The 24,625-nt window shown below is 45.1% G+C and carries 23 protein-coding genes; 19 read left to right on the top strand and 4 right to left on the bottom strand.

The window, feature by feature from the left end; all coding sequences use genetic code 11:
* Positions 1–10: 10 nt before the first annotated feature.
* The 4 genes from hutU to hutC all read right to left on the bottom strand — a co-directional run bounded on the left by hutU (position 11) and on the right by hutC (position 4,914).
* Positions 11–1,708 (bottom strand): urocanate hydratase, encoded by a 1,698-nt coding sequence (hutU, locus tag GXP65_RS08995; RefSeq protein WP_162092615.1) that lies wholly within the window; start codon positions 1,706–1,708, stop codon positions 11–13.
* Positions 1,709–1,820: 112 nt separating this feature from the next.
* A complete protein-coding gene (gene hutG, locus GXP65_RS08990; protein ID WP_162092614.1) occupies positions 1,821–2,834 on the bottom strand; it encodes a formimidoylglutamase in 1,014 nt (337 codons plus the stop codon).
* Position 2,835: 1 nt separating this feature from the next.
* On the bottom strand, positions 2,836–4,086 hold the full coding sequence (gene hutI / locus GXP65_RS08985) for an imidazolonepropionase (RefSeq protein WP_162092613.1): 1,251 nt from the start codon (positions 4,084–4,086) through the stop codon (positions 2,836–2,838).
* 120 nt (positions 4,087–4,206) lie between these two features.
* Complete coding sequence (gene hutC, locus GXP65_RS08980; RefSeq protein ID WP_005428069.1) at positions 4,207–4,914, bottom strand: histidine utilization repressor; 708 nt, start codon at positions 4,912–4,914, stop codon at positions 4,207–4,209.
* Between the two features lie 193 nt (positions 4,915–5,107).
* On the opposite strand from hutC, the gene GXP65_RS08975 reads away from it, so the two are divergent.
* From GXP65_RS08975 to GXP65_RS08885, 19 genes are all read left to right on the top strand, one after another.
* Entirely contained in the window at positions 5,108–5,851 is a 744-nt protein-coding gene (locus GXP65_RS08975; protein ID WP_038885000.1) for a sporulation protein, read from the top strand.
* Between the two features lie 299 nt (positions 5,852–6,150).
* Complete coding sequence (gene thrS / locus GXP65_RS08970; protein ID WP_005428072.1) at positions 6,151–8,079, top strand: threonine--tRNA ligase; 1,929 nt, start codon at positions 6,151–6,153, stop codon at positions 8,077–8,079.
* Between the two features lie 3 nt (positions 8,080–8,082).
* Positions 8,083–8,634: a translation initiation factor IF-3 gene (gene infC, locus GXP65_RS08965; protein WP_074050532.1), complete on the top strand. Its 552-nt coding sequence runs from the start codon at positions 8,083–8,085 to the stop codon at positions 8,632–8,634.
* 117 nt (positions 8,635–8,751) lie between these two features.
* The gene (rpmI, locus tag GXP65_RS08960) at positions 8,752–8,946 is read left to right on the top strand and encodes a 50S ribosomal protein L35 (protein WP_005428085.1); all 195 of its coding nucleotides are present in this window, start codon (positions 8,752–8,754) and stop codon (positions 8,944–8,946) included.
* Between the two features lie 40 nt (positions 8,947–8,986).
* Entirely contained in the window at positions 8,987–9,340 is a 354-nt protein-coding gene (gene rplT, locus GXP65_RS08955) for a 50S ribosomal protein L20 (RefSeq protein ID WP_004727974.1), read from the top strand.
* A 221-nt stretch (positions 9,341–9,561) separates the two neighbouring features.
* A complete protein-coding gene (locus tag GXP65_RS08950) occupies positions 9,562–10,107 on the top strand; it encodes a GNAT family N-acetyltransferase (RefSeq protein WP_005428065.1) in 546 nt (181 codons plus the stop codon).
* A 59-nt stretch (positions 10,108–10,166) separates the two neighbouring features.
* Positions 10,167–10,451 carry a MazG nucleotide pyrophosphohydrolase domain-containing protein gene (locus GXP65_RS08945; protein ID WP_045368798.1) on the top strand — a complete coding sequence of 95 codons (285 nt, stop codon included), beginning with the start codon at positions 10,167–10,169 and terminating at the stop codon, positions 10,449–10,451.
* A 16-nt stretch (positions 10,452–10,467) separates the two neighbouring features.
* Positions 10,468–10,848, top strand: coding sequence for a RidA family protein (locus GXP65_RS08940; RefSeq protein ID WP_050910971.1), 381 nt, complete (start codon positions 10,468–10,470; stop codon positions 10,846–10,848).
* Between the two features lie 10 nt (positions 10,849–10,858).
* Complete coding sequence (locus tag GXP65_RS08935) at positions 10,859–11,248, top strand: VOC family protein (RefSeq protein WP_050910970.1); 390 nt, start codon at positions 10,859–10,861, stop codon at positions 11,246–11,248.
* 1 nt (position 11,249) lies between these two features.
* A complete protein-coding gene (locus GXP65_RS08930; RefSeq protein ID WP_005443150.1) occupies positions 11,250–11,564 on the top strand; it encodes a heavy metal-binding domain-containing protein in 315 nt (104 codons plus the stop codon).
* Positions 11,565–12,117: 553 nt separating this feature from the next.
* The gene (locus tag GXP65_RS08925; protein ID WP_005428090.1) at positions 12,118–12,927 is read left to right on the top strand and encodes a helix-turn-helix transcriptional regulator; all 810 of its coding nucleotides are present in this window, start codon (positions 12,118–12,120) and stop codon (positions 12,925–12,927) included.
* 171 nt (positions 12,928–13,098) lie between these two features.
* Positions 13,099–13,887: a TetR/AcrR family transcriptional regulator gene (locus GXP65_RS08920; RefSeq protein WP_050911026.1), complete on the top strand. Its 789-nt coding sequence runs from the start codon at positions 13,099–13,101 to the stop codon at positions 13,885–13,887.
* 199 nt (positions 13,888–14,086) lie between these two features.
* Positions 14,087–16,465: an MMPL family transporter gene (locus tag GXP65_RS08915; RefSeq protein WP_162092612.1), complete on the top strand. Its 2,379-nt coding sequence runs from the start codon at positions 14,087–14,089 to the stop codon at positions 16,463–16,465.
* Positions 16,466–16,504: 39 nt separating this feature from the next.
* Positions 16,505–17,296, top strand: coding sequence for an outer membrane lipoprotein-sorting protein (locus GXP65_RS08910; protein WP_050920302.1), 792 nt, complete (start codon positions 16,505–16,507; stop codon positions 17,294–17,296).
* Between the two features lie 9 nt (positions 17,297–17,305).
* Positions 17,306–18,487, top strand: a complete 1,182-nt coding sequence (locus GXP65_RS08905) for a hypothetical protein (RefSeq protein WP_162092611.1) — start codon at positions 17,306–17,308, stop codon at positions 18,485–18,487.
* A gap of 176 nt (positions 18,488–18,663) precedes the next feature.
* Positions 18,664–19,788, top strand: a complete 1,125-nt coding sequence (locus GXP65_RS08900) for a GGDEF domain-containing protein (protein ID WP_162092610.1) — start codon at positions 18,664–18,666, stop codon at positions 19,786–19,788.
* 284 nt (positions 19,789–20,072) lie between these two features.
* Complete coding sequence (gene pheS / locus GXP65_RS08895; RefSeq protein WP_005427963.1) at positions 20,073–21,056, top strand: phenylalanine--tRNA ligase subunit alpha; 984 nt, start codon at positions 20,073–20,075, stop codon at positions 21,054–21,056.
* Between the two features lie 18 nt (positions 21,057–21,074).
* Complete coding sequence (gene pheT, locus GXP65_RS08890; RefSeq protein ID WP_050911030.1) at positions 21,075–23,480, top strand: phenylalanine--tRNA ligase subunit beta; 2,406 nt, start codon at positions 21,075–21,077, stop codon at positions 23,478–23,480.
* Between the two features lie 264 nt (positions 23,481–23,744).
* Entirely contained in the window at positions 23,745–24,611 is an 867-nt protein-coding gene (locus GXP65_RS08885; RefSeq protein ID WP_050911031.1) for an isochorismatase family protein, read from the top strand.
* Positions 24,612–24,625 lie beyond the last annotated feature (14 nt).

The raw sequence follows: 24,625 nt of genomic DNA, 5'->3' as shown, positions 1-24,625 counted from the left end.
TCTTTCATCCTTACTTCAGCTTTTTCAGTTCTTCATTGAGCATTGGCAAATCCAGTTTTTGCTCGGCTGCACATTGTTTTGCGATGTCATATCCCGCATCAGCATGACGCATAACTCCCGTCGCTGGGTCATTGTGAAGTACGCGAGCAATACGCTCAGACGCATCATCACTGCCGTCACAGCAAATCACCATACCTGAGTGTTGAGAGAAGCCAATGCCAACGCCGCCACCATGGTGAAGTGATACCCAAGTTGCACCACCTGCGGTATTCAATAGGGCATTAAGTAGTGGCCAATCCGATACCGCATCAGATCCATCCATCATGCCTTCGGTTTCACGGTTCGGACTAGCTACCGAGCCAGAGTCTAAGTGGTCACGGCCAATAACAACCGGCGCTTTCAGTTCACCGTTTTTCACCATTTCATTAAAGGCTTGGCCAAGGCGCTCACGGTCTTTCAGACCCACCCAACAGATACGTGCAGGCAGACCTTGGAACTGAATGCGTTCACGTGCCATATCTAGCCAATTGTGTAGGTGAGGGTTATCAGGGATCAGCTCTTTAACTTTTTGGTCGGTTTTGTAGATGTCCTCTGGATCGCCAGACAACGCTGCCCAACGGAATGGCCCAATACCTTCACAGAATAAAGGACGAATGTAAGCCGGTACGAAACCTGGGAAATCAAACGCATTTTCGACGCCTTCTTCTAACGCCATTTGACGGATGTTGTTACCGTAATCCAGTGTTGCAGCGCCGCGGTTTTGCAGTTCTAGCATGGCTTGAACTTGCACAGCCATTGATTGTTTCGCCGCTTTAACTACACCAGCTTCGTCTTGTAAGCGCATTTCTGCTGCATGAGACATACTCCAACCTTGAGGCAAGTAGCCGTTCAAAGGGTCGTGTGCGGAGGTTTGGTCTGTTACTACATCTGGTGTGATGTTACGTTCCACAAGCTCAGGGAAGATGTCTGCAGCGTTACCTAATAGACCGACTGAAATAGGCGTGTCGGATTCTTTGATCATCGCTAGCGCTTCATCTAGCGATGTGGCTTTCTTGTCGACGTAGCCTGTGCGTAGGCGATAATCGATACGTGACTCGTCACACTCAACAGCAATCATTGAGAAACCTGCCATTGTGCCAGCTAGAGGTTGAGCGCCGCCCATACCGCCAAGGCCGCCTGTCAGGATCCATCGACCCTTGGCGTCGCCGTTAAAGTGCTTTTTAGCTACTGACACAAAGGTTTCGTAAGTGCCTTGAACAATGCCTTGTGAGCCGATGTAAATCCAGCTACCAGCCGTCATCTGTCCGTACATCATCAAGCCTTCTTTATCGAGCTCATTGAAGTGCTCCCAGTTGGCCCAATGTGGTACTAGGTTTGAGTTCGCAATTAGAACGCGTGGCGCATTTTTATGAGTCGGGAAAACGCCCACTGGTTTGCCTGATTGGACGAGAAGAGTTTGGTCATCGTCGAGTCTTTCTAACACTTCAACAATCTTATCGAAGCATTCCCAATTTCGTGCTGCTCGACCAATACCACCGTATACAACGAGCGAGTGAGGGTGCTCGGCTACATCTGGATCAAGGTTGTTCATCAGCATACGAAGCGGGGCTTCCGTCAGCCAAGATTTGGCGCGCAGTTGTGTACCGTGTGGAGCACGAATTGTTCTGCTTGTATCAAGTCGTGGATCTTGTCCCTGGCGCTGTGTCATTTTAAGACTCCTTTAGTTTCACGTGTGTACCAAGTCTGTGCTTGGCTATTTCTACTCGAGTAAAGTGCTGTTTGAGCTGTGTCTTTTTCGAGTTGATTGTTATTGGGTTAGGTTATTTTGGCTTATGGTCTTTCTCTGCCATAGCATTGGCGATGTCCCAACATAGGCGGGCTGCCAATCGAGCGGTTTGGCTATCGACGTCATAAGTGGGGTTATACTCGGCAATGTCGGCCAGCATGAGCTTGTTTTTGTAATGTAGGATTCGGTCGAGAAACGGCGAAATGATGTCGTAGCTGACCCCTCTTGCTGCTGGAGCGCTTACACCCGGAGCTGTCGCCGCAGGGAACACGTCCAAATCAATCGTTAGATAGAGGTAGTCGCAGTCATCGATAAAGTGCTGTAGTTGCGTTAAATGGTAGCTGTGGTTCATGTAGCAAAGCTGTTTATCTTCCACATACCAAACATTGAGTTCGTCCGCTTTCTGGAAAAGCGCTTTGGTATTGCTGCTGCGACTGACGCCAATGCAAGCGTAATGAAACTTCCAATCATTACGTTGGCAGAAGTGATGAATCTGATTAAATGGCGTGCCTGAGCTCGGTTTTACCTCTGCCAGCGAACTTTCAAAAGCGCGCAGGTCGAAATGTGCATCGAAGTTGATAATGCCAATCTTCGGCTGCTTGTCTGGGTGATGGGTTTTGAAGTACTCGGCCAACCCGGAAAATGATGCCCATGCGATCTCATGCCCGCCGCCTAGTACTACGACAGGCGAATGGGGTAGCGCTTGAGCAACTTTAGCTGCGCATTGCGATTGGCTGCTCTCTAGTAGGTCGTCTTCGCAAACGACGGTGCCGAGATCGTAAAGTGGTGCATCTTGGTGCCAAGCGAGATTGGCTAGGGCACGACGGATTAAATCCGGTGACTTTTTCGCACCAATACGGCCTTTATTTCTGGCAACACCCGCATCGGTCGCAAAACCAAGGATTGAGACGCCTTCGCTTCTGCTCGGTAACTCTTCAACAGAAATATTTTTAATCACGTGGTGAACGCGCTTACCCAGTTCTCCATCTTCTGTATCGTGGCGACCTTGCCAGTGAAATGGAGCGGTATTTGGATCTGATTGAGCCATGTTACAGTCCTCCGTGAGAGACATATTCACCATTTACTATACGACCTACTAAACGTTTTGCGCCGACTTGGTAACTAAGGTCTGCTGGGTGTTCGATATCCCAAATTGAGAAATCCGCGTCATAACCGATTTCAATCACGCCACGAGACTCCCCATAACCCAGTGCTCTTGCTGCGTTTTGAGTAATGCCACGCAGTGCTTCTTGAGGGGTTAGGCGGAACAGAGTGCAAGCCATGTTCATCATCAGGATTAAATCTGCGAACGGTGACGTGCCAGGGTTGATATCTGTCGCTATCGCCATTGGCACCTTGTGCGTTCTAAGTAATTCGATAGGTGGTAATTGGGTTTCACGTAAAAAGTAAAACGCACCAGGGAGCAAGGTTGCCACAGTCGGGGAATTGGCAAGCGCCCGCACACCAATTTCATCGAGATATTCAATATGATCGGCAGAAAGGCCATTGTATTTTGCTGTTAGCGTAGTGCCGCCTAAATCAGAAAGCTGTTCAGTATGGCCTTTGACATGCAAAGCGTGTTTTTTTGCTGTCTCAAAGACACGCTCGGTTTGAGCTAAGTTAAAACCTATCGATTCACAAAACACATCGACGCTGGTGGCGAGCTTTTCCTCTGCCACGAGGGGAATGATGTCGTCACAAATATGCTGGATATAATCGTCAGCGCGGTCTTTAAATTCTGGTGGAAGTGCATGAGCGGCGAGTAGGGTTGTGGTGATTTTTACTTTGCGCTCTTGTTCTAAGGCTTTCGCTGCGCGCAGCATCTTGATTTCATCTCGCAGTGTCAGTCCGTAACCAGACTTAACTTCGACTGAGGTAACACCGCTTGCAAGCAATCCATCTAAACGTGGTAGAGCGAGTTCAATAAGTTGCTCTTCGCTTGCTTTGCGGGTTGCACGAACGGTAGAAAGAATACCGCCGCCTTGTTTGGCGATCTCTTCATAAGGCACACCGTTAAGGCGCATTTCAAACTCGTTGGCACGATTCCCGGCGTACACAAGATGAGTGTGGCAATCAATCAAACCTGGTAGCAACAGCTTGCTTTGAAGATCAATGGTTTGTTCGTAGTGGTCTGGATTCAGGATGGATTCGGTTTCTGCGCTGTCTTCGCCTCTTGCTGCGGTACTGAGTGCAACAATTTTTCCTGACCGAATGCCGACGCGAGCAAGGGGAGAGGGTAGGTAGCCTTGCTCTCCTTCTTGCATAGTGACGAGGCGTGCATTTTCAATCAGCAAATCCATTCTGATACTTCCCTTTGATTTGTACTTTTAAATGTATATACAAATAAATAGGAGAAAAAAGCATCAATGGCAAGGCGAATGTTGCTGAAATGTGATCAAAACGAAGAAGTAACGTCTAGTTTATAGCAGGATCTTAGAGCTTAATTTGTACTTATTGCCCGGATGGTAAAGTAGCGCAGTACTCACCAGTTTATCTTGACTCCACGTTCGGCGGTTGAGCAGTAAACAAGGCTCGTTAGCTTGCATTTTCAAGTCTTGTTTAACACGTCCCTCTGGCACTATCGCCTCAACAGTGTGCTCTATTGCACTGAGAGGACAGTTATCAGAAAGGTACTGGTTTGGTGTCATGCAAGTAAAGTCTTGTCGTAGGTAACTAGGTGCGTACTGGCTGTTGACCCAACGCAGCTCAAGCTGGATTGGATTACCGTCTTCAAAGTGGATGATCTCGCTGTAAAACACTGTGGTACCTAGCATCACGCCAAGTTTTGTCGCAATACTGTCATCGGCTTTGATAGCGATTTGCTGTAGCACTTCACTGTGATGAGCGCGGCCCCGATTCGTTATTTCATCGGCAATGTTGCGTATGTCTAATAGGGGGGATTCAGACTTCTCAGCCGGATCACAAACAAAGGTACCTAGGCGAGGGCGGCGTTGCAGTTTGCCTTCATTGACTAAGTCTCGAATCGCTTTGTTGACGGTCATTCGGCTGACACCAAACTGTTCCGTCAATTCGATTTCAGTTGCGATACGATGTCCAACCATCCACTCACCCGAATCAATTTTATCGAGGATAAACTGTTTGATTTGCATATAGAGGGGCGCAGACATAATGACTTCCTTTTAATTGACTATACAAATAGTGCGTAATCTATGCACAAATTGCAAACAGATAGAGTCATTTTGTGCGCTGATAAAAGGAATTACTCCGCATTCTTATCGTCTATTACTTGCAGGATTTTGATCAGTTGTGTAAACAGAGACTTGTCAAAATAACGAAAACAGACAGTCACAAAGGAATCGTATGTTTAAGAAACTAAAAGCGTCACTTGGTATCGGCTCAGCAAAAGTGGATACGATTTTAGATGAAATGAGCGTATATCAAGGCGCAACTTTACGTGGTCACGTTCACATCAAAGGTGGTGATGTCGAACAACAAATTGATGCTATCACCATCAAACTGAACACGGAAATGAAAGTCGAAGCAGACGACAGCGTTAGCTACCAAACTTTCACTATTGATCAATTGAAGGCGGTTGAACCGTTTGTCATTCAGCCGAATGAAGAAAAGCAGGTGCCATTCGAGCTTAAGCTGCATGACGAAACGCCTATTACCGCGGTTAGTGCGCTAAAAAATCAGTGCCATGTGTGGGTAGAAACGACATTGGATATCGGTTTTGCGATTGACCCTCGCGACCGAGATTACATTGAAGTGAAGCCTTTACCAGTAGCCTCTCGCGTGATTCAAGCGATTGAACAAGCGGGCTTTACCATGGTGAAAGCAGATGTAGAGAAAGGCTTCTTACGTGGCAATACCTTCTCTTCTCGCTCTGGCATTTACCAAGAGCTAGAGTTTCGTAATAACGGTTTTGTTTCTACTAAAGAGATTGAGCTTTCCTTTATCTTGGACGGTGGAACGATCCATTGCTTAGCGGAGATCGACCGCTCATTTAGCATGTCTGGCGACCAATACCGTTCGTTCTCGCTACCGATCGGAGCGTCTGATTCACAAGTTGCAGCGGCAGTTGCGCCAACCTTGAATCTGTAACGAACTTTAAGATTAGTCCTGATGCTCAAGTGATACATGTAGCGTCAGGGCTTAGTTTTTTCCTCTACAATACTCCTTCGTTATTTATCGTCGCCACGCTTTTATTCTTTTCTAAAAAAGAACGTTATGTGACATTTTAAAATCGCTCTTTGCATTCTAAATGTGAGCTATGTACAATCCTTGTTCCGATGAAGGTCCGGTATTCGTGTTACTGAGCGACCGTCATCGACTCTCGAAATATCTTCTAATTTGAATAACATGTGTTGCTTGGTGTGCAACACCACTGTAAAGGACATAGCATGCCTATTATTACTCTTCCTGACGGCAGTCAGCGTCAATTTGACAACCCAGTTTCTACTATGGAAGTTGCGCAATCGATCGGTCCTGGTCTTGCAAAAGCAACTATCGCTGGTCGTGTAAACGGTAACCGCGTTGATGCGTGTGATCTAATTGAAGAAGACGCAAGCCTTGAGATCATCACAGTAAAAGATGAAGTAGACGGTCTAGAAATCGTTCGCCACTCTTGTGCTCACCTTCTTGGTCACGCTCTTAAGCAGCTTTACCCTCAAGCTAAAATGGCGATCGGTCCAACCATCGACAATGGCTTCTACTACGACATCGACCTAGACGAGTCTCTAACGCAAGACGATCTTGAAAAGATTGAAAAGCGCATGAAAGAGCTAGCGAAAACCAAGTACGAAGTTGTTAAGAAAAAAGTAAGCTGGCAGGAAGCACGTGATACGTTTGAATCACGTGGCGAACCATACAAAGTGGAAATCCTAGACGAAAACGTATCTCGTGATGATCGTCCAGGTCTTTACCACCATGAAGAATACATCGACATGTGTCGCGGTCCTCACGTTCCTAACATGGGCTTCTGCCAACACTTCACTCTATTGAATGTTGCAGGTGCTTACTGGCGTGGTAACAGCGACAACAAAATGCTTCAACGTATCTACGGTACAGCTTTCCACGATAAGAAAGCACTAAAGGCGCACCTAACTCGCTTAGAAGAAGCGGCGAAGCGTGACCACCGTAAGCTTGGTAAGCAACTAGACCTATTCCACATGCAACAAGAAGCACCGGGTATGGTGTTCTGGCATCACAATGGTTGGTCTATCTTCCGTGACCTTGAAGTATTCGTACGCTCTAAGCTAGATGAGTACGGCTACCAAGAAGTAAAAGGTCCACTAATTATGGATCGCGTTCTTTGGGAACGTTCTGGTCACTGGGACAAATACGCAGATGCGATGTTCACAACTTCTTCTGAGAACCGTGAATACGCACTGAAGCCAATGAATTGTCCAGGTCACGTACAGATCTTCAACCAAGGTCTAAAATCGTACCGTGACCTACCGTTACGTATGGCAGAGTTCGGCTCATGTCACCGTAACGAACCATCTGGTGCATTACACGGCATTATGCGTGTACGTGGCTTTACTCAGGATGACGCTCACATTTTCTGTACTGAGAGCCAAATTCAAGAAGAAGTAACAAATTGTATCAAGATGGTGTACGATACATACCAAACATTTGGTTTCGACAACATCGTAGTGAAACTGTCTACTCGTCCAGAAAAACGTGTAGGTTCAGACGAAATCTGGGATCAATCTGAAGAAGCATTGAAACAGTCTCTAGAATCAATGGAAATTCCATACGAGATTCAAGAGGGTGAGGGTGCATTCTACGGTCCTAAGATTGAATTCACGCTATACGACTGTCTAGACCGTGCGTGGCAGTGTGGTACTGTTCAGCTAGACTTCAACCTACCAGGTCGCCTAGGTGCAACTTATGTAGGTGAAAACAATGAACGTCTTGTACCGGTAATGATTCACCGTGCAATTCTAGGTTCACTAGAGCGTTTCATTGGTATCCTTATCGAAGAATATGCTGGTTTCTTCCCAACTTGGTTGGCACCAGAACAGGCAATTCTTATGAACATTACTGATAAACAGTCAGATTATGTTCAGGAAGTAGTACAAAAACTACAAAAAAGTGGAATTAGAGCTAAAGCGGACTTGAGAAATGAGAAGATTGGCTTTAAAATCCGCGAACACACTTTGAAGCGTGTACCGTATATGCTTGTTGTTGGTGACCAAGAGATGGAAGCTGGCGAAATCGCAGTACGTACTCGTAAAGGTAAAGATCTCGGTAAATTTAAAGTGGATGACTTTATCGCATACATCCAAGACGAGATCTCTAGCCGTAAGCTCAATCTGGAGGAATAAGCTATTAAAGGCGGAAGACGCGGCCAACAGCCGGTAAAACAAAACCCACACCGTATGAACGGTGAAATTCGTGGCGTTCGTGAAGTTCGACTAACTGGCGCTGACGGTGAATCAGTTGGTGTTGTATCTATTCAAGAAGCGATCGCAGCTGCTGAAGAAGCAGGCATGGATCTTGTGGAAATCAGTCCTAACGCTGAGCCGCCAGTCTGTCGTGTTATGGACTACGGCAAATTCCTCTTTGAAAAGAGCAAATCTGCTAAAGAGCAGAAGAAAAAGCAAAAGCAGGTTCAGATTAAGGAAGTAAAATTCCGTCCTGGAACTGATATTGGAGACTATCAGGTAAAACTACGCAACCTGACGCGTTTCCTTGAAGAAGGCAACAAAGTGAAGGTAACAATTCGCTTCCGTGGCCGAGAAATGGCACACCAAGACATCGGTGTTGACGTTCTTCATCGCTTGAAAGAAGACACTGTAGACTTTGCTGTAGTGGAATCTTTCCCAAGTAAGATCGAAGGTCGTCAGATGATCATGGTTCTTGCCCCTAAAAAGAAGTAATTAACGGCTCATCAAGTAATTAAGACCTGGCCGTTTCCCTTTTAAAGGTAAACGGCTGGGTTTTGTTCGCCCTAATTACGTTGTTTATTAAACCTACTCAATGCGGAGTTATTCATCATGCCTAAGATGAAAACCAACAAAGGTGCTGCTAAGCGTTTCAAGAAAACTGCTGGTGGTATTAAGTACAAGCACGCTACAAAACGTCACATCCTGACTAAGCGTACTACTAAGAACAAGCGTCAGCTACGTCCAAATGCACTTCTTCCACGTTGTGAAGTTGCAGCAGTTGTTCGTATGTTGCCATACGCTTAATTCTTTATAGTTATCAATCGTTTAGTTTAGGAGAAGCATAATGCCTCGCGTAAAACGTGGTGTACAAGCTCGTGCACGTCATAAGAAAGTTCTAAAACAAGCTAAAGGTTACTACGGTGCACGTTCACGTGTTTACCGCGTAGCTTTCCAAGCAGTTACTAAAGCTGGTCAATACGCTTACCGTGACCGTCGCGCTAAGAAACGTCAATTCCGTCAACTATGGATTGCACGTATCAACGCAGCATCTCGTCAAAATGGTCTATCTTACAGCCGTTTCATCAACGGTCTTAAGAAAGCATCTATCGAGATCGACCGTAAGATCCTAGCGGACATCGCAGTATTCGACAAAGCAGCATTTGCTGTTCTAGTTGAAAAAGCGAAAGCTGCTCTTTAATTAGCAGTTTAGGATTAAGAGAAGGAGAGCATTAGCTCTCCTTTTTTATTGCCTCGTGTTTTTCCTGCTTTAAAATTTCCCGTTTCCCGTTTCCCGTTTCCCGTTTCCCGTTTCCCGTTTCCCGTTTCCCGCGTATATCCCAACTCTGACTAAATCAGTTGCTCTAATGGCAGCATTTGTTATTTTGCTTCTACTCGTCACGTCATGGATAAGGAGCATCTGTGTTACCGAGCTATTGGGAATCAAAGCGTTTAATCTTTTCTACTTTTGATGCAGCACAGGCTGAGTTAGCCAAATCTCTATTCGATTCTAATCATCAAAAAGTGGCTTATGACCACACTTTTCGTGATTGGCCAATTGCAGAATATCAAGCGCTGATTTCAAAGAGCGCTTTACCAAAACATCCCGATGACCTCGAAGCTTTTTACCTCAGAAAAATATCTACAAAGGAGGGGGAGGCGATAGGTTATATCCAACTCGAACTGAATTTTCCGTACAAAGGGTGTTTATGGATCCCTATGCTGTGTCTTATTCCTGACTACCAAAGTAGAGGCTTAGGAAAGGAAGCCGTCGATAGTGTATTGGACGTTGCTCTTGAATATGCTCCTTTCGATAAAGCCATGCTAAATGTGTACGTTGAGAATACCGACGCTTTTCGCTTTTGGTTTAAGCAAGGCTTCAATCAGATAGAGCAGTTTGATGATACTGAGCATGAGTTAGGGCGCGACTATCACTGCATTGTCTTAAGCAAAGCACTATCACGTTAAATCATTCTGTTATCTATTGATGGTAGGGTTTACTAGAGCTGCAAACAAAAGGATTAGAAATGGACATTCGACAACTACAAGCACATATAAAAGAGTTTGATCACGACCCGGAACAGAAGCACCATTACTTTCTCAAACTGATTGAAGAAGTGGGTGAGTTGTCTGAATCGATTAGGAAAGGTGCTACAGGTCAGCCGACAGAGGACACAATTAAAGGAACAATCGCGGAAGAACTCTACGACGTACTCTATTATGTTTGTGCTTTAGCCAATGTTTATGAGATAGATTTAGAAAAAACGCACGAAGTGAAAGAGATACTGAACAAACGAAAATACAACCGCTAGGGAAGGGGGAGACAACATGGTTCAACGAATCAGTTACGAATTTTTGCCGCAAATTTCTGGTCCTTATGTTCATGCGACAAGACATTGTGAGACCTTGTATGTGTCAGGGCTGACAGCCATGGGGTCACCAAGTCAAAGTGAAAGCCTAATTGAGCAAGCGAAAACGATTCTGTCTTACTTGTCGCAGATACTCACTGAAGAACAAAGAGAGAAACGCGATCTCGTCAAGCTGACGATATTTGTAACCGACATGAACCAATTGCCAGAGATCCGGTCGGTATTATTCGACTTCTATGAAGGGTATTTACCTGCTTGTTCTTTAGTCGAGGTGAGCCGTTTGATTCACCCAGACTTATCTATTGAGATTGAGGCAGTCATCTCATCTGAAGCATTGTAGAGAGGCTCTAATGAAAATAAACCGCTTGGATCACCTTGTACTGACCGTTAAAGACATTCAAACCACACTGGATTTCTATACACAAGTTCTCGGTATGGAAAGTGTTACGTTCGGGGAAGGACGTGTTGCTTTGGTATATGGGCGACAGAAAATCAACCTTCATCAGCTTGGCAATGAATTTGAACCTAAAGCGAGTAAGGTAGCTTCTGGGAGTGCCGACTTGTGTTTTGTATGTGATACGCCAATTGCAACCGTGCTTTCCCATTTGGACGCCTATTCTATCGAGGTTATTGATGGTCCCGTTCAACGGACAGGTGCAATTGGTAACATCCTATCGGTTTACATTAGAGACCCAGATGGTAACTTAATTGAGTTATCTAACTATCTTACTGAGGTATAACATGATTTATTCAACAACCGAGACGATTCCTGGACGAGAGATTGCGGAGATAAAAGGTGTTGTGACGGGAAATGTGGTTCAGTCAAAGCACATTGGGCGTGATTTCATGGCTGGCTTAAAAAGCATTGTTGGTGGTGAGATTCGTGGCTACACCGAAATGATGACTGAAGCCCGAAATATTGCTATTCAACGAATGGTAGAGGATGCCGCGAACCTAGGAGCAGATGCCGTAGTCGGTATTCGTTTTACCACCAGTTCGATCGTCGATGGTTCTTCAGAGATTCTTGCATTTGGCACTGCAGTAAAGCTTGTTTAAAAACGACGGGCCTGCACGATGTGCTGCAAACTTATGATTAATAGAGAACGGCTAGGTAAGTTCTAACGCGACTATCCATGTTAAGTGAGACGCAGAATCTCGACCGTGATGTTCTGCGTTTGCATTTCTACCGCCTGCTTAATACCCCTCTCCTAAGTACTCAACTTATTGATCCTGATCGTAGTGTTCGCAAAAAATAACAGATTAGAGTTAGTATACCTAGGTTGAATAAGTATTCATTTTTGTTTGCATGTTTTATAGGGTAAATATTCTAATTATTTGTAATGCTTTAAGTCGGAAATACTCTGAAAAATCACTCGAGTTAGCAGTTAATGCGACGAACAGCATGCTGATTAACATGTTTATAATCTATTCTAATAACAACTCATAATGAAACTGAATGCATTTTAAATGCCATTATTAACATCATAAATGTGAATTAAAGTATATTAATTCAAAGTTTTCTTATAAAAATATGAACTTATGCCTTGCGAAGTGATTCTAAATTGTTACAAATACTATACAGCTGTAACATTGCCATAAGGAATTGTAGATGAGAGAACTCACTCCCGAGTACTTGTTAGCCGCATTACGACAAGCGATAAAAACCAAAGGGCTAACATATCGAGAGTTATCTGAGAAAATGGGCATGCCGTTGTCCACTTTTAAACGTCATTTAACTAGTACCAACCTTGCTCTTGATAAGCTACTTGAATATTGCCGTGCAGTTGACTGCACCCTCGATGAATTGCAGAAATTGGCAAATCAACTTCAAGCTGAGGATCAAGATTACTTTAGCCACACGCAAGACGAAGTCTTTTTCCAATTTCCTCATCTTTACGATTTTTATCGAGAATTACGGATGCTGCGTGGGAAAGACGGCTACACCATCCTAATGAAAAAGTATGATCTCTCGAAACAAAGTATGTCGGACTATTTAGGCGCGCTAGAGCTACTTGATCTGGTTTATGTTGATGAAGAAAATAACATCACGCTGCATGGTCCGCTTTACTACAGCTATGCTGAAAACTCGAAGCTTAACGACAAATACACTGAGATCATTAAGGATCAAACTACAACGCATGAAAAGTGCGTGCGTGTCGCTTTATCTCGCATGAAAATCACCGAGGAACAATTACTTATATTAGAGGAGCAGGTAGCCAAGACCGTGCTGGATTTTCATTCGAAGAACGTTGTCGCCGAGAACTTTGATGTATCAGACTTCACCAATGTTCTATTGATTGCAGGGCCGCATCACCCCGTCACTTTTTCCGATGGCATCGTTCAAACTGGAACAAGTTTTATTGATGATATCCGCTATGCGATTGCATCAGCAGGGGATAAACCGAGCCTCTCGATATAATCTCTAGTTATTTTTAGTGATTTATAGATTTGCGGTTGAAATGATTTATAAGTGAGCTATTATGACGAAGTGTCAATTATGACGATTCGTCAGAAAGTGTAATTTCGTTTCTGCATACCATATTCGTGTTACAATTCATTTGGGTTACACAGTAATACGGAACAGGGAAATATGTTTAACTTTGGCTGCAAGAAAAATGACAAGCGAGAAGGTTGTCGTGTCGCTTCTGGTTTAACCAAGAAACAACAAGCGATTGCTGATCGTGAGGTGGAATTAGTCCAACTTGCCAAGTCATTGGTTCAAGAGCAGGGGTTTGCGAATCTAACAATGGATAAGCTCACCGCCGCAAGTTCTTACTCTAAAGGGACTATCTACAACCATTTTTGTAGCAAAGAAGACGTTATCCTTGCCCTTTGTATCCACTCACTGAAAAGTGAGGCGATGTTTTTCGAACGTACAGCCAACTTTGATGGCAATACGCGTGAGAAAATCATAGCAATGCATGTGGGCTACCGTATTTATGCTCGTATGGAGCCTGTTTTGTCAACGTGTGCCATTGTTGCCAAAACACCTTGGGTAATAGAGAAGGCTTCGCCAGCTCGCCTGAATGAATTAAACAAGCTTGAAGAAGAAGTGATATCCGGTGCGGATGCATTAGTGAATCATGCCGTAGAGATCGGGGACTTAAAGTTCTCACCTGCAGTGGGTTCTGATGCTATCGTATTTGCAAACTGGTCGATCGCTTTTGGATCTAACGCGCTTGCTCAAAATGCGTCAAATAGCCGATGCATACAGCGCTTACAAGACCCTTTTTCAGTGCTTCATAATGCGAATATGCTACTGGACGGTTTAGGATGGTTGCCGCTCTCAACGGAGTGGGATTACCGTAAAACCTGGCGTCGAGTTGAGCAGGAATTATTCAGTGAAGAACTTGCTTATCTCGATTCAGTCAATCGCTAAGCAAGGTACAAGCCAATCATCTTAACGGGTTGGTTTTTTAATCACACTACATGACGGATCGTCAATAACGATGTTTTTTCACCAAGCCTTTCAGCCAGGCTGGTGTAAAGCGCGTTAGAAACGGATCTGGAATTAGAGAACAGCGCAAGCTGCTTTTTTAGCTCCATTTTATGACGAAACGTCACAAAAGGAGAGTGTGATGAAACACCACCAAGTTCAACAAGGCTCCTCCAGTCAATGGGGGAAGGTTCCAACCAAGTACAGTATTTGGGTAGTGCTGGCGACAGTATTGCTCGTGATATTCGCGACAATAGGAGGAAAAAATCTCTATTTTCGTGGTGACTATAATATCTTTTTTGACGGCACTAATAAGCAGTTGTTGGCTTTTGATGAGATTCAAACCACCTTTGCTAAAACAGACAACCTTGCCATCGTCGTTGCACCAGACAACAACGACGTCTTCACTCCAGCAACTCTTCAACTTATACAAAACCTCACTAATGATTCGTGGCAGGTGCCTTATTCAAGCCGCGTGGACTCGATTGCTAACTACCAACATACTGAAGCCTTTGAAGATGATCTTCTCGTCGAAGACTTGTTGTATGAAGACTATGAGCTAACCCCAGACCGTATTGCAAAGGTAAAGCAAATTTCGCTGACTGAACCCGTGCTGAAAGGCGCTTTGATTTCAGAGAAAGGTGACGTCACGGTTGTTAATATTACCGTGCAACTACCAGAAGTAGACAAGACTGCTGAAGTGCAAGAGGTGATGTCTCATATCAACGCAATGTTGGAGCGTTACCAACAGAACTACCCAAATGTTGAGTTCCATAAAGCGGGCATTATTGCTATGAACTACGCGTTTATGACGGCTGCGCAGGAGGATAGCTCGACATTGGTGCCAACCATGTTGTTAGTGATTTTGGTGTTCTTAACCATAATGTTGCGTTCATTCTTGAGTGTTGTCGCCACGCTGATTGTTATCATTGGCTCAGTTATGGCAACAATGGGGCTTTCGGGATGGGCTGGCATGTTCTTGAGCACCGCAACGGTCAACGTGCCAACATTGGTTATGACGCTTGCCGTTGCGGATTGTGTGCATGTTATCACCACGATGCGTCAATCGATGCAAAATGGCTTTAGTAAATCGCACTCTATCGAACGAAGTGTTTCACTTAACTTCATGCCGATCCTAATCACTTCAGTGACTACGGCGATCGGCTTCTTGATGATGAATATGTCCGATTCTCCAGTATTGAGAGACTTCGGCAACTTGTCAGCGTTAGGTGTAATGATCGCATGTTTCCTTTCTGTCACGCTTCTTCCTGCCTTACTGAAGTTGCTTCCTATCAATGTTAAGCAAACGCCTTCGAACGGCAAGTCTGACTTTATGGGCAAACTGGGCGACTTTGTTGTTACACATCGCAAAGCGTTACTGCCTGCATCTGTTTTGGTTATTGCAGTCAGCGCTAGTTTGATTCCTTTGAATCGCGTTAATGATGAATCGGTAAAGTACTTCGATAACCGCAGTGATTTTCGTCAAGCTGCCGACTTTATGGAAGCGCGCATCAGTGGCATGACTAACATCAGTATCGCGATTAAAACTAACGAGTCACAAGGGATTGCAGATCCGGCATTTCTCAATGCTATTGGTGGGTTTACGGATTGGCTGCGAGTTCAACCTGAAACTGACCATGTTGCGACGCTAGCGGATGTGTATAAACGTCTCAACAAGAACATGCATGGCGACGACGAAAGCTACTACGCATTACCACAAAATCGCGAACTGGCTGCGCAATATCTGTTGCTTTATGAGATGTCTTTGCCATATGGGCTCGACCTAAATAACCAAATCAATGTTGATAAATCGTCAATTAAAATGGTACTCACCGTCGATAACTTAGGCAGTGTTGAATTGGTTGATCTTGAGAATCGTATCTACGCGTGGTTCGCTGACAATGCCCCTCAATATGAAGTAGTCGCTTCGAGCCCTTCTTTGATGTTCGCCCACATTGGCGAGACCAACATGGCAAGTATGCTCTCTACTTTACCTATCACATTAGTGCTCATTTCCGCGTTGCTTATCTTTGCGCTTCGCTCTCTTAAACTGGGTTTGATCAGCTTGGTGCCAAACATCGCACCCGCCGTGATTGGTTTTGGTCTCTGGGCGCTTATCTCAGGTGAAATCAACCTCGGGCTTTCTGTTGTCGTCACATTGACGCTCGGAATCGTGGTCGACGATGCTGTTCATTTCCTCTCTAAATATCAACGAGCTCGAAAAGAGGGACAAACAGCAGAGCAGGCGGTTCGCTATGCCTTCCATACTGTGGGGCGCGCGCTATGGATTACGACTGTTGTTTTGGTGGCGGGTTTCTCAGTGTTGGCGATGTCGAGCTTCCGTTTGAACGCTGACATGGGCCAGCTCAGCGCGATAGTCATCTTTATCGCTTTAGTCGTGGACTTTTTATTCTTACCGACTTTATTGATGCTGTTTGATAAGGCCACTTACCCACAAATCACCGGAACGAAATCATCCCGCTCACAAGCTAAGAATAACGTTGCGGCGACACCGTTGTAATCGGACACGAACTTCAGGAATTAAGACAAGGAATACATGATGAAACTACTTAAAACACCATTAAACGTCGCCGCACTAACGGTTTCACTTTTGCTTTCGCCTTTTGCGTTGGCAGATGAGGCAAAAGGATTAGAGATTGCACAGGAGCGCAAAGCTCGTGATGAAGGTTGGGGGGATTCGGTTGCAACCATGCAAATGATCCTTCGCAATGCACAAGGGGAGAGCAGTACGCGTTTGATGCGCTTGAAGTCACTTGAGGTTGCCGATGATGGTGACAAAGGGTTGACCATTTTTGATGAGCCACGTGATGTAAAAGGCACTGCATTTCTGAACCATTCTCATACAGTTGGCGCAGATGATCAATGGCTCTACCTACCGGCTCTTAAGCGTGTAAAACGTATTGCGTCACGCAACAAATCAGGTCCGTTTATGGGCAGTGAGTTTGCTTATGAAGACCTGAGCTCATTCGAGATCGAAAAATACCGTTTCAATTACCTAAAAGATGAAGCGCTGAATGACCAAGAGGCGTTTGTATTAGAGCAAATCCCGACAGATAAAAACTCTGGTTACACCAAGCAGGTGGTTTGGTTGGACAAGGCGCACTATCGTCCTCTGAAAGTAGAGTTTTATGACCGCAAAGGCGCGTTGCTAAAATCACTCCTGTTCTCTGACTACAAGCAATACCTAAATCAATACTGGCGTGCGCACACCATGGCGATGACCAATCACCAAACAGGTAAAAGCACAGAACTGACAACCAGTGAACTCACGTTCCAGACCGGGTTAAAAGACAACGATTTCAACAAAAACACCCTAAAGCGCGTTAAGTAGGGTGGTTGAATGAAAAGAGTAATCGCAGCAAACCGAACCTTGGCTAGCATTGCTGCAGTGCTGTGCTCTTCGCCATTGTTTGGCGTTGAACTAGCGGGGCAGACTAACATTGAGCATCGGCAATTTTTCTCTGATGGTGCTCAAGGACAGGGCAAAGGACAAACATCACTCGTGTTGCAGCCTGAGCTTTACTGGGATCTGCAAGGCGGTGATGCGAGTTTCACGTTCACACCTTTTTATCGCTGGGACAGCATGGATGATGAGCGCACTCATGGTGATATTCGAGAAGCCTTGTATTTAACCTATTGGGATGATTACGAACTTCGTGTTGGCATCAGTAAGGTGTTTTGGGGCGTCACAGAGTCTGCGCACTTGGTTGATGTTGTAAACCAAATTGATGCAATAGAAGCGGTTGATGGAGAAGATAAGCTTGGCCAACCTATGGTGCACTTTACCTCTATCAAAGATTGGGGGACGGTGGATGCCATGATATTGCCTTATTTTCGTGAGCGGACATTTGCGGGTAAAGATGGACGTTTGAGGATTGATCCTGTTGTCTCTGATGATGCGTTGTATGAATCTAGCCGAGAAGAAAAGCATGTGGATGTGGCTTTTCGGTACGCGCAAATGTTCGGCGATTGGGATGTGGGCTTAAGCTATGTTTATGGAACAAACCGTGACCCGTACTTTCGGTTTGAGCAAGGGGAGTTAAAGCCTTATTACGCTCTAATGAACCATGTTGGGCTAGATGTTCAAGGCATTGTGGGCGATTGGTTATGGAAGCTAGAGAGTGTCTACCGCGATAGCTTCGACAATCATGTCGGAGTCGTCACCGGTTTTGAATACACGATAGTGGGCGCTTTTGAGACAGCATGGGACGTTGGCATCATCGGCGAGTATTTGTATGACAGCCGCGGTAACAACGCCCAAAATATTGGGCAAAACGATGTGTTTGCAGGTATTCGTTTAGCATTAAATGATGAGGATGGTACTGAAGTTCTAACGGGTATCACGCAAGATCTCGACAACTCCGATGTGTACAACGCAAAACTTGAGGCTTCCAGCCGCATTTCAAATCATTTCAAGTGGCAAATAGACGCTTGGCTGTTTAAAAATGAGACCCCAACAGATTTGCTTTACTTTGCGCGGGACGATGACTTTATTGAGTTCTCTATCCAGTATTATTTTTAAATTGGTAGATAAACTAATCGAAAAGTTGGAGGTAAGTAGATCTACGTCATTATTTTGACTGGCTTCTAAAGCGTTAAAAAAATTTTGTCGTTACTATTCCTTATATTAATTGTGGTATTGATAGTTGTGTATAAGCAACTATCAATACTGACTGGTTTTACTCAGGAGTAGTAGCGTTGAATTCATTTCGTTGGGACACATATTTCGAAACTGGAATCGAACAAGTTGATGAGCAACACCAGTATTTAGTCGGCTTCATCAATAAGTACGGCGAACTTTTGGCACAAAACAGCATCTCCCTGACCGATATTCAAGTCGCATTGTTTGATCTTTCTCGTTACGCCGAGTTCCACTTCAAAGAAGAAGAGAACTTGATGCACGAAGTGGGGATCTATCCTGAGCATCTACAGAAACATATCCAAGTCCATCGCGCGTTCATGAGCGATATCATCAGCATGCAAAGCTTCATCAATGAAGAAAATAAGCGTGCGGCCGAACAGTTGCTGGATTTCCTTATTCATTGGCTGGCGTACCACATTCTTGGCATTGACCAGAACATGTCTAAACAAGTGGCGGCGATTCAATCCGGCATGTCTCCAAAAGCAGCGTATGAAGAGCAAGAAAAACAAGCCAACGCTTCAACAGAGCCTCTGCTTGAAGCTTTAAATGCATTGTTTTCACAAGTCTCAGAGCGAAATCGAGAGCTACTCAAGCTGAACCTAGTTCTAGAGGAAAAGGTGGACGAAAGGACGAAGCAGTTATCGAATGCAAATAAACAGCTAGAAGCCTTGTCCTTAACCGACTCATTAACTCAGTTACCGAACCGTAGAAGCGCGATAAAAACGCTTAAGAAACTGTGGAAGGATGAGGACGCTAAAGACCTGCCTTTGGTTTGTATCATGATTGATGCGGATTACTTTAAACAAGTGAATGATACCTGCGGCCATGAAGCAGGGGATTTAGTTCTAACCGAACTCGCGCAAGCATTGAAGCACTACTTCCGCAGTGATGACATTGTGTGTCGTTTAGGCGGCGACGAGTTTTTCGTAATTTGCCCAGATACCGGATTAGAGGGTGGTTTGCATGTGGCAGAGGCGGTGAGAAAACAGGTCTCCCATATGCTTGTTCCTACTTCATTCGAACCTTGGCGAGGGAGCATCAGTGTTGGTGTCGCAGAACGTCGAGACAATATGGAAACCTACACGGATTTAATTCGAGTTGCCGATGAGGGCGTTTACTTGGCAAAACAAAACGGTAAAAACCGAGTTCAAACCGTACAAAAACTGACGCCTTTAAACTAGGTTACTTCTTATATTTAATCGCCAAAGAAAACGGTCTTCTCTTCTCGCTTGATAAGAACAAAACCAGTGACTTTCTTTGGCTTCTTATGCAAAAACAACCTCGATAAAATGGGCGTTATTCCTAGACAACGCTGCTTTTTTTACGTTTTTGTGTTCTTTTTATTCAATAACCTCTTCTTTTCATAATTCAATTTGGCTTTGGTGGCGCGTTTGGCTACTATGTACAGCTATCAAAAAACCAATCACTCCCTTATGGATACTACCAATAGGTAGATGAGGAAACGATGCAACATCTAGAAGAGATCATTGCTAACGCGAGCGCGGCAATTGAAGCTGCAGAATCGCTAGTCGTACTTGATGAAGTGCGTGTTCAGTATCTAGGTAAAAAAGGTGAGCTAACTGCTCAACTTCAAAGCCTAGGTAAACTACCACCAGAAGAGCGCCGTGAAGCTGGTCAAGAGATCAACAAAGCGAAAGGCGTAGTTCAGCAAGCTATCGTAGCTCGTAAAGATGCGCTACAACGTGCAGAGCTAGAAGCGAAGCTAGCAGCTGAAACAATCGACGTGACTCTACCAGGTCGTCGTATCGAGAACGGTGGTCTACACCCTGTTACTCGTACTGTTGAGCGTATTGAACAGTTCTTTGGTGAGCTAGGCTTTAATACTGAGTCTGGTCCTGAGATTGAAGATGCATTCCACAACTTTGATGCACTAAACATCGCAGAAGATCACCCAGCGCGTACTGACCACGACACGTTCTTCTTTAACCCAGATCTAATGCTACGTACTCACACGTCTGGCGTTCAGATCCGTACGATGGAAAATGGTAAACCACCATTCCGTTTCATCGCACCAGGCCGTGTATACCGTAACGACTACGACCAAACGCACACGCCAATGTTCCACCAAGTGGAAGGCATGCTAGTAGACGAAAACGTAAACTTCGCACAGCTAAAAGGCATCCTGCACGATTTCCTATGTAACTTCTTTGAAGAAGAAGTTGAAGTTCGTTTCCGTCCTTCTTACTTCCCATTCACTGAGCCTTCAGCAGAAGTTGACGTGAAAGGTAAGAACGGCAAATGGCTTGAAGTTCTAGGTTGTGGCATGGTTCACCCTAACGTACTGCGCAGTGTAGGCATCGACCCTGAGAAGTACTCTGGTTTCGCATTTGGTATGGGCGTTGAGCGTCTAACTATGCTTCGTTACGGCGTAAACGATCTTCGTGCGTTCTTCGAGAACGACCTTCGTTTCCTAAAACAGTTCAAGTAATCCAGGGGATACATCACTATGAAATTTAGCGAATCTTGGCTTCGTGAGTGGGTAAACCCAGCGGTATCGACTGACGAACTTACACACCAAATCACAATGGCGGGTCTAGAAGTAGACGACGTACTACCTGTTGCTGGTTCTTTCACTGGCGTTAAAGTAGGTAAAGTGGTTGAGTGTGGTCAACACCCAGACGCTGACAAACTACGTGTAACTAAAGTAGATGTTGGCGCTGAAGAACTTCTAGACATCGTTTGTGGCGCATCTAACTGTCGCCTAGGTATCAAAGTTGCTGTAGCGACTGTTGGTGCTGTTCTACCAGGCGATTTCAAAATCAAAAAAGCAAAACTACGTGGTCAACCATCACACGGCATGCTGTGTTCATTCTCTGAGCTAGGTATCGACGTTGAATCTGATGGCATCATGGAGCTAGCAGAAGACGCAGCAATCGGTACTGATTTCCGCGAATTCCTAGGTCTTGACGACGTAACAGTAGACGTAGACCTAACGGCAAACCGCGCGGACTGTTTCAGCATCCGTGGTATGGCGCGTGAAGTTGGCGTTCTAAACCGTGCTGACGTAACTGAGCCTGCGGTAAATGCAGTAGCTCCGGCTATCGACGATCAAGTATCAATCGAAGTGAAAGCACCTGCAGCATGTCCACGTTACCTTGGCCGCGTGGTTAAGAACGTAAACGTTCAAGCTGAAACACCACTATGGATGCAAGAGAAACTGCGCCGTTGTGGCATCCGCTCTATCGACCCAGTTGTAGACATCACTAACTTTGTTCTTCTAGAGCAAGGCCAGCCAATGCATGCATTCGATCTTGCTAAGATTGAAGGCGGCATCGTGGTTCGTATGGCAGAGCAGGGCGAGAAGCTTACTCTTCTAGACGGTAACGAAGCTGAGCTAAACGCTGATACTCTAGTAGTAGCAGACCACAACAAAGCACTTGCTATCGCAGGTATTTTTGGTGGTGAAGAGTCTGGTGTAACCACTGAGACTAAAGACGTGCTACTTGAGTGTGCGTTCTTTGCACCAGACCACATCCGTGGTCGCGCGCGTAGCTACGGTCTACACACGGATTCTTCAATGCGTTTTGAGCGTGGTGTCGATTTCGCACTACAAACAAGCGCAATGGAGCGTGCAACAGAACTTCTTGTTGAGATCTGTGGCGGTGAAGTAGCACCTGTTGTTGCTGTAGAGTCAGAAGCTGACCTACCAAAAGCAAACACAGTATCACTACGTCGCACTAAGCTAGACAGCCTACTAGGTCACCACATTGCTGATAGCGATGTTGTGGAGATCCTAGAGCGTCTTGGCCTAACAGTTGAAACAACTGACTCAGGTTGGACAGCAACTGCACCAACATGGCGTTTTGATATCGCAATCGAGCAAGACCTAATTGAAGAAGTAGGTCGTATCTACGGTTACGATAACATCCCTAACCAAAACCCAGCGGCAGCACTTAAGATGCACGACCACGTTGAAGCGAACATTCCGCTAAAACGCGTTCGTAACCTACTTGTTGACCGTGGTTACCAAGAAGCAATCACTTACAGCTTCGTTGAGCCAGAGCAGCAAAAGCTTGTTGTTCCAGGTGTTGAGCCGCTAATCCTGCCATTCCCAATCTCTGCGGATATGTCAGCAATGCGTCTAGGCCTAATCCAAGGTCTACTAAACACTGTGGTTCACAACCAGAAACGTCAACAGCCACGCGTTCGTCTATTCGAATACGGCCTACGTTTCATCCCATGTGAGTCTGCTGAAAACGGTATGCGCCAAGAGCCTATGCTTGCAGGTGTTATCGCAGGTACTCGCAGTGAAGAGCACTGGGACATCGAAACCAACACAGTTGATTTCTTTGACCTGAAAGGTGACCTAGAAGCGGTTCTTGAGCTAACAGCTAACGAAGCAGCTTACTCTTTCGCAGCGCTTTCTGCTGAAGACAAAGCAGCGAACCCAGCGCTTCATCCAGGTCAATCTGCAGCTATCATCGTTGATGGTAAGCAGGTAGGTGTGATTGGTACCGTTCACCCAGAGCTTGAGCGTAAGTTTGGTCTAAACGGCCGTACTATCGTATTCGAAGTGGAATGGTCTGCAATCAACACTAAAGTGATTCCTGAAGCAGTACAGCTTTCTAAGTTCCCATCAAACCGTCGTGACATCGCGGTAGTTGTTGACGAAGCAGTTGCTTCTGGCGACATCGTTGCAGCATGTCTAGAGCAAGGTGGCGAGTTCCTTAAAGACGCGAAACTGTTCGACGTTTACGTTGGTAAAGGCGTTGAAGAAGGTAAGAAGAGTCTAGCTATCGCGCTAACACTACAATCTGTAGAGCGTACGCTTGAAGATGCAGACATCGCGGGTGCGGTTGACGCTATCGTTGCTCACGTTTCTGAGAAGTTTGGTGCGTCTCTACGTGACTAATCTCGCGTAACGTATCTTCTTAAGAAATAAAAACCCTGCCAGTTTGGCAGGGTTTTTTTGTATCTGCCGATCTGAGTGAAGTTGTGAGCGAAGAACCAATTCAATTATTGATCTGCGTTTTGGGGAGTGAATTCCATATAAGCAATTGATTTTATATTCATTGTTGGCTTAGAATTGCTGAGAATGATATTGATTATCAATATTGTTGTTTTGGGCTCGCTTGCCCCATATTTTGTAGTAATCGTTCCAGATAAGGATAACTAAATGGCTATTCCTAAGATCGCCTCATATAAAATCCCTCAGTCAGAGACATTTCCAGAAAACACAGTAGATTGGAAAATAGATCCTAAGAAGGCTGTTGTTTTAGTTCATGATTTGCAGACTTATTTCCTCAACTTCTTTGATAAAACGAAGTCACCAGTACCAGAGCTTTTGGAGAATGTTAGCAAGGTTCTAGACAATGCAAGAGCGGCTAATATCCCTGTTATCTACACTGCTCAGCCTGCAAATCAGGAACCGAATGAGAGGGCACTTCTGACCGACTTCTGGGGTGCAGGTCTAACTCAAGATACGGATATTGCTCCGGAAGTATCACCTCAAGCTGGCGATATTCAATATACCAAGTGGCGTTATAGTGCATTTAAGAAAACGCCATTACTTCAGTGGATGCAAGAAGAGCAAAGAGATCAGCTCATCATTGTTGGTGTGTACGGGCATATTGGCATTCTATCGACAGCGTTGGATGCGTTTATGCTAGATATCAAACCTTTCGTAATTGGTGATGCGATTGCGGATTTCTCCGAAGAAGATCATCTTCATACTCTCAAATATGTCGCTGGAAGAAGCGGGTGCGTGAAATCCGTGAATGAATTTATCAAAACGATGAAGCCATCAGATTCATCAAGCGCTTTGAGCTTAGAGTCTATGAGGAAGGATGTCGCGGATATACTTGACGTTGATTTGGATGAGGTGGACGTTGATGAAAATCTTATCTTCCTTGGTCTGGATTCAATTCGAGTAATGACACTGCACAGCCGCTGGAAGGCACTAGGTTTTAATGTCGAGCTTGCTGAAATGGTGGCTCTGCATACCATCAAAGACTGGTGGGAAGCGACGCAAGTTACCGCTTAAAAGTCGCTTATTTC

The organism is Vibrio sp. LB10LO1 (assembly GCF_010092875.1).
In the GTDB taxonomy this organism is placed as follows: Bacteria; Pseudomonadota; Gammaproteobacteria; order Enterobacterales; family Vibrionaceae; genus Vibrio; species Vibrio campbellii.
The sequence above is the reverse complement of the archived record's forward strand: the minus strand, read 5'-3'. Positions and strand labels throughout refer to the sequence as shown.

Bases quoted from the DNA above. Each gene is read 5' to 3' on its own strand.
- hutU (WP_162092615.1), bottom strand. From the start codon at position 1,708: ATGACACAGCGCCAGGGACAAGATCCACGACTTGATACAAGCAGAACA.
- hutG (WP_162092614.1), bottom strand. From the start codon at position 2,834: ATGGCTCAATCAGATCCAAATACCGCTCCATTTCACTGGCAAGGTCGC.
- hutI (WP_162092613.1), bottom strand. From the start codon at position 4,086: ATGGATTTGCTGATTGAAAATGCACGCCTCGTCACTATGCAAGAAGGA.
- hutC (WP_005428069.1), bottom strand. From the start codon at position 4,914: ATGTCTGCGCCCCTCTATATGCAAATCAAACAGTTTATCCTCGATAAA.
- GXP65_RS08975 (WP_038885000.1), top strand. From the start codon at position 5,108: ATGTTTAAGAAACTAAAAGCGTCACTTGGTATCGGCTCAGCAAAAGTG.
- thrS (WP_005428072.1), top strand. From the start codon at position 6,151: ATGCCTATTATTACTCTTCCTGACGGCAGTCAGCGTCAATTTGACAAC.
- rpmI (WP_005428085.1), top strand. From the start codon at position 8,752: ATGCCTAAGATGAAAACCAACAAAGGTGCTGCTAAGCGTTTCAAGAAA.
- rplT (WP_004727974.1), top strand. From the start codon at position 8,987: ATGCCTCGCGTAAAACGTGGTGTACAAGCTCGTGCACGTCATAAGAAA.
- GXP65_RS08945 (WP_045368798.1), top strand. From the start codon at position 10,167: ATGGACATTCGACAACTACAAGCACATATAAAAGAGTTTGATCACGAC.
- GXP65_RS08940 (WP_050910971.1), top strand. From the start codon at position 10,468: ATGGTTCAACGAATCAGTTACGAATTTTTGCCGCAAATTTCTGGTCCT.
- GXP65_RS08935 (WP_050910970.1), top strand. From the start codon at position 10,859: ATGAAAATAAACCGCTTGGATCACCTTGTACTGACCGTTAAAGACATT.
- GXP65_RS08930 (WP_005443150.1), top strand. From the start codon at position 11,250: ATGATTTATTCAACAACCGAGACGATTCCTGGACGAGAGATTGCGGAG.
- GXP65_RS08925 (WP_005428090.1), top strand. From the start codon at position 12,118: ATGAGAGAACTCACTCCCGAGTACTTGTTAGCCGCATTACGACAAGCG.
- GXP65_RS08920 (WP_050911026.1), top strand. From the start codon at position 13,099: ATGTTTAACTTTGGCTGCAAGAAAAATGACAAGCGAGAAGGTTGTCGT.
- GXP65_RS08915 (WP_162092612.1), top strand. From the start codon at position 14,087: ATGAAACACCACCAAGTTCAACAAGGCTCCTCCAGTCAATGGGGGAAG.
- GXP65_RS08910 (WP_050920302.1), top strand. From the start codon at position 16,505: ATGAAACTACTTAAAACACCATTAAACGTCGCCGCACTAACGGTTTCA.
- GXP65_RS08905 (WP_162092611.1), top strand. From the start codon at position 17,306: ATGAAAAGAGTAATCGCAGCAAACCGAACCTTGGCTAGCATTGCTGCA.
- pheS (WP_005427963.1), top strand. From the start codon at position 20,073: ATGCAACATCTAGAAGAGATCATTGCTAACGCGAGCGCGGCAATTGAA.
- pheT (WP_050911030.1), top strand. From the start codon at position 21,075: ATGAAATTTAGCGAATCTTGGCTTCGTGAGTGGGTAAACCCAGCGGTA.
- GXP65_RS08885 (WP_050911031.1), top strand. From the start codon at position 23,745: ATGGCTATTCCTAAGATCGCCTCATATAAAATCCCTCAGTCAGAGACA.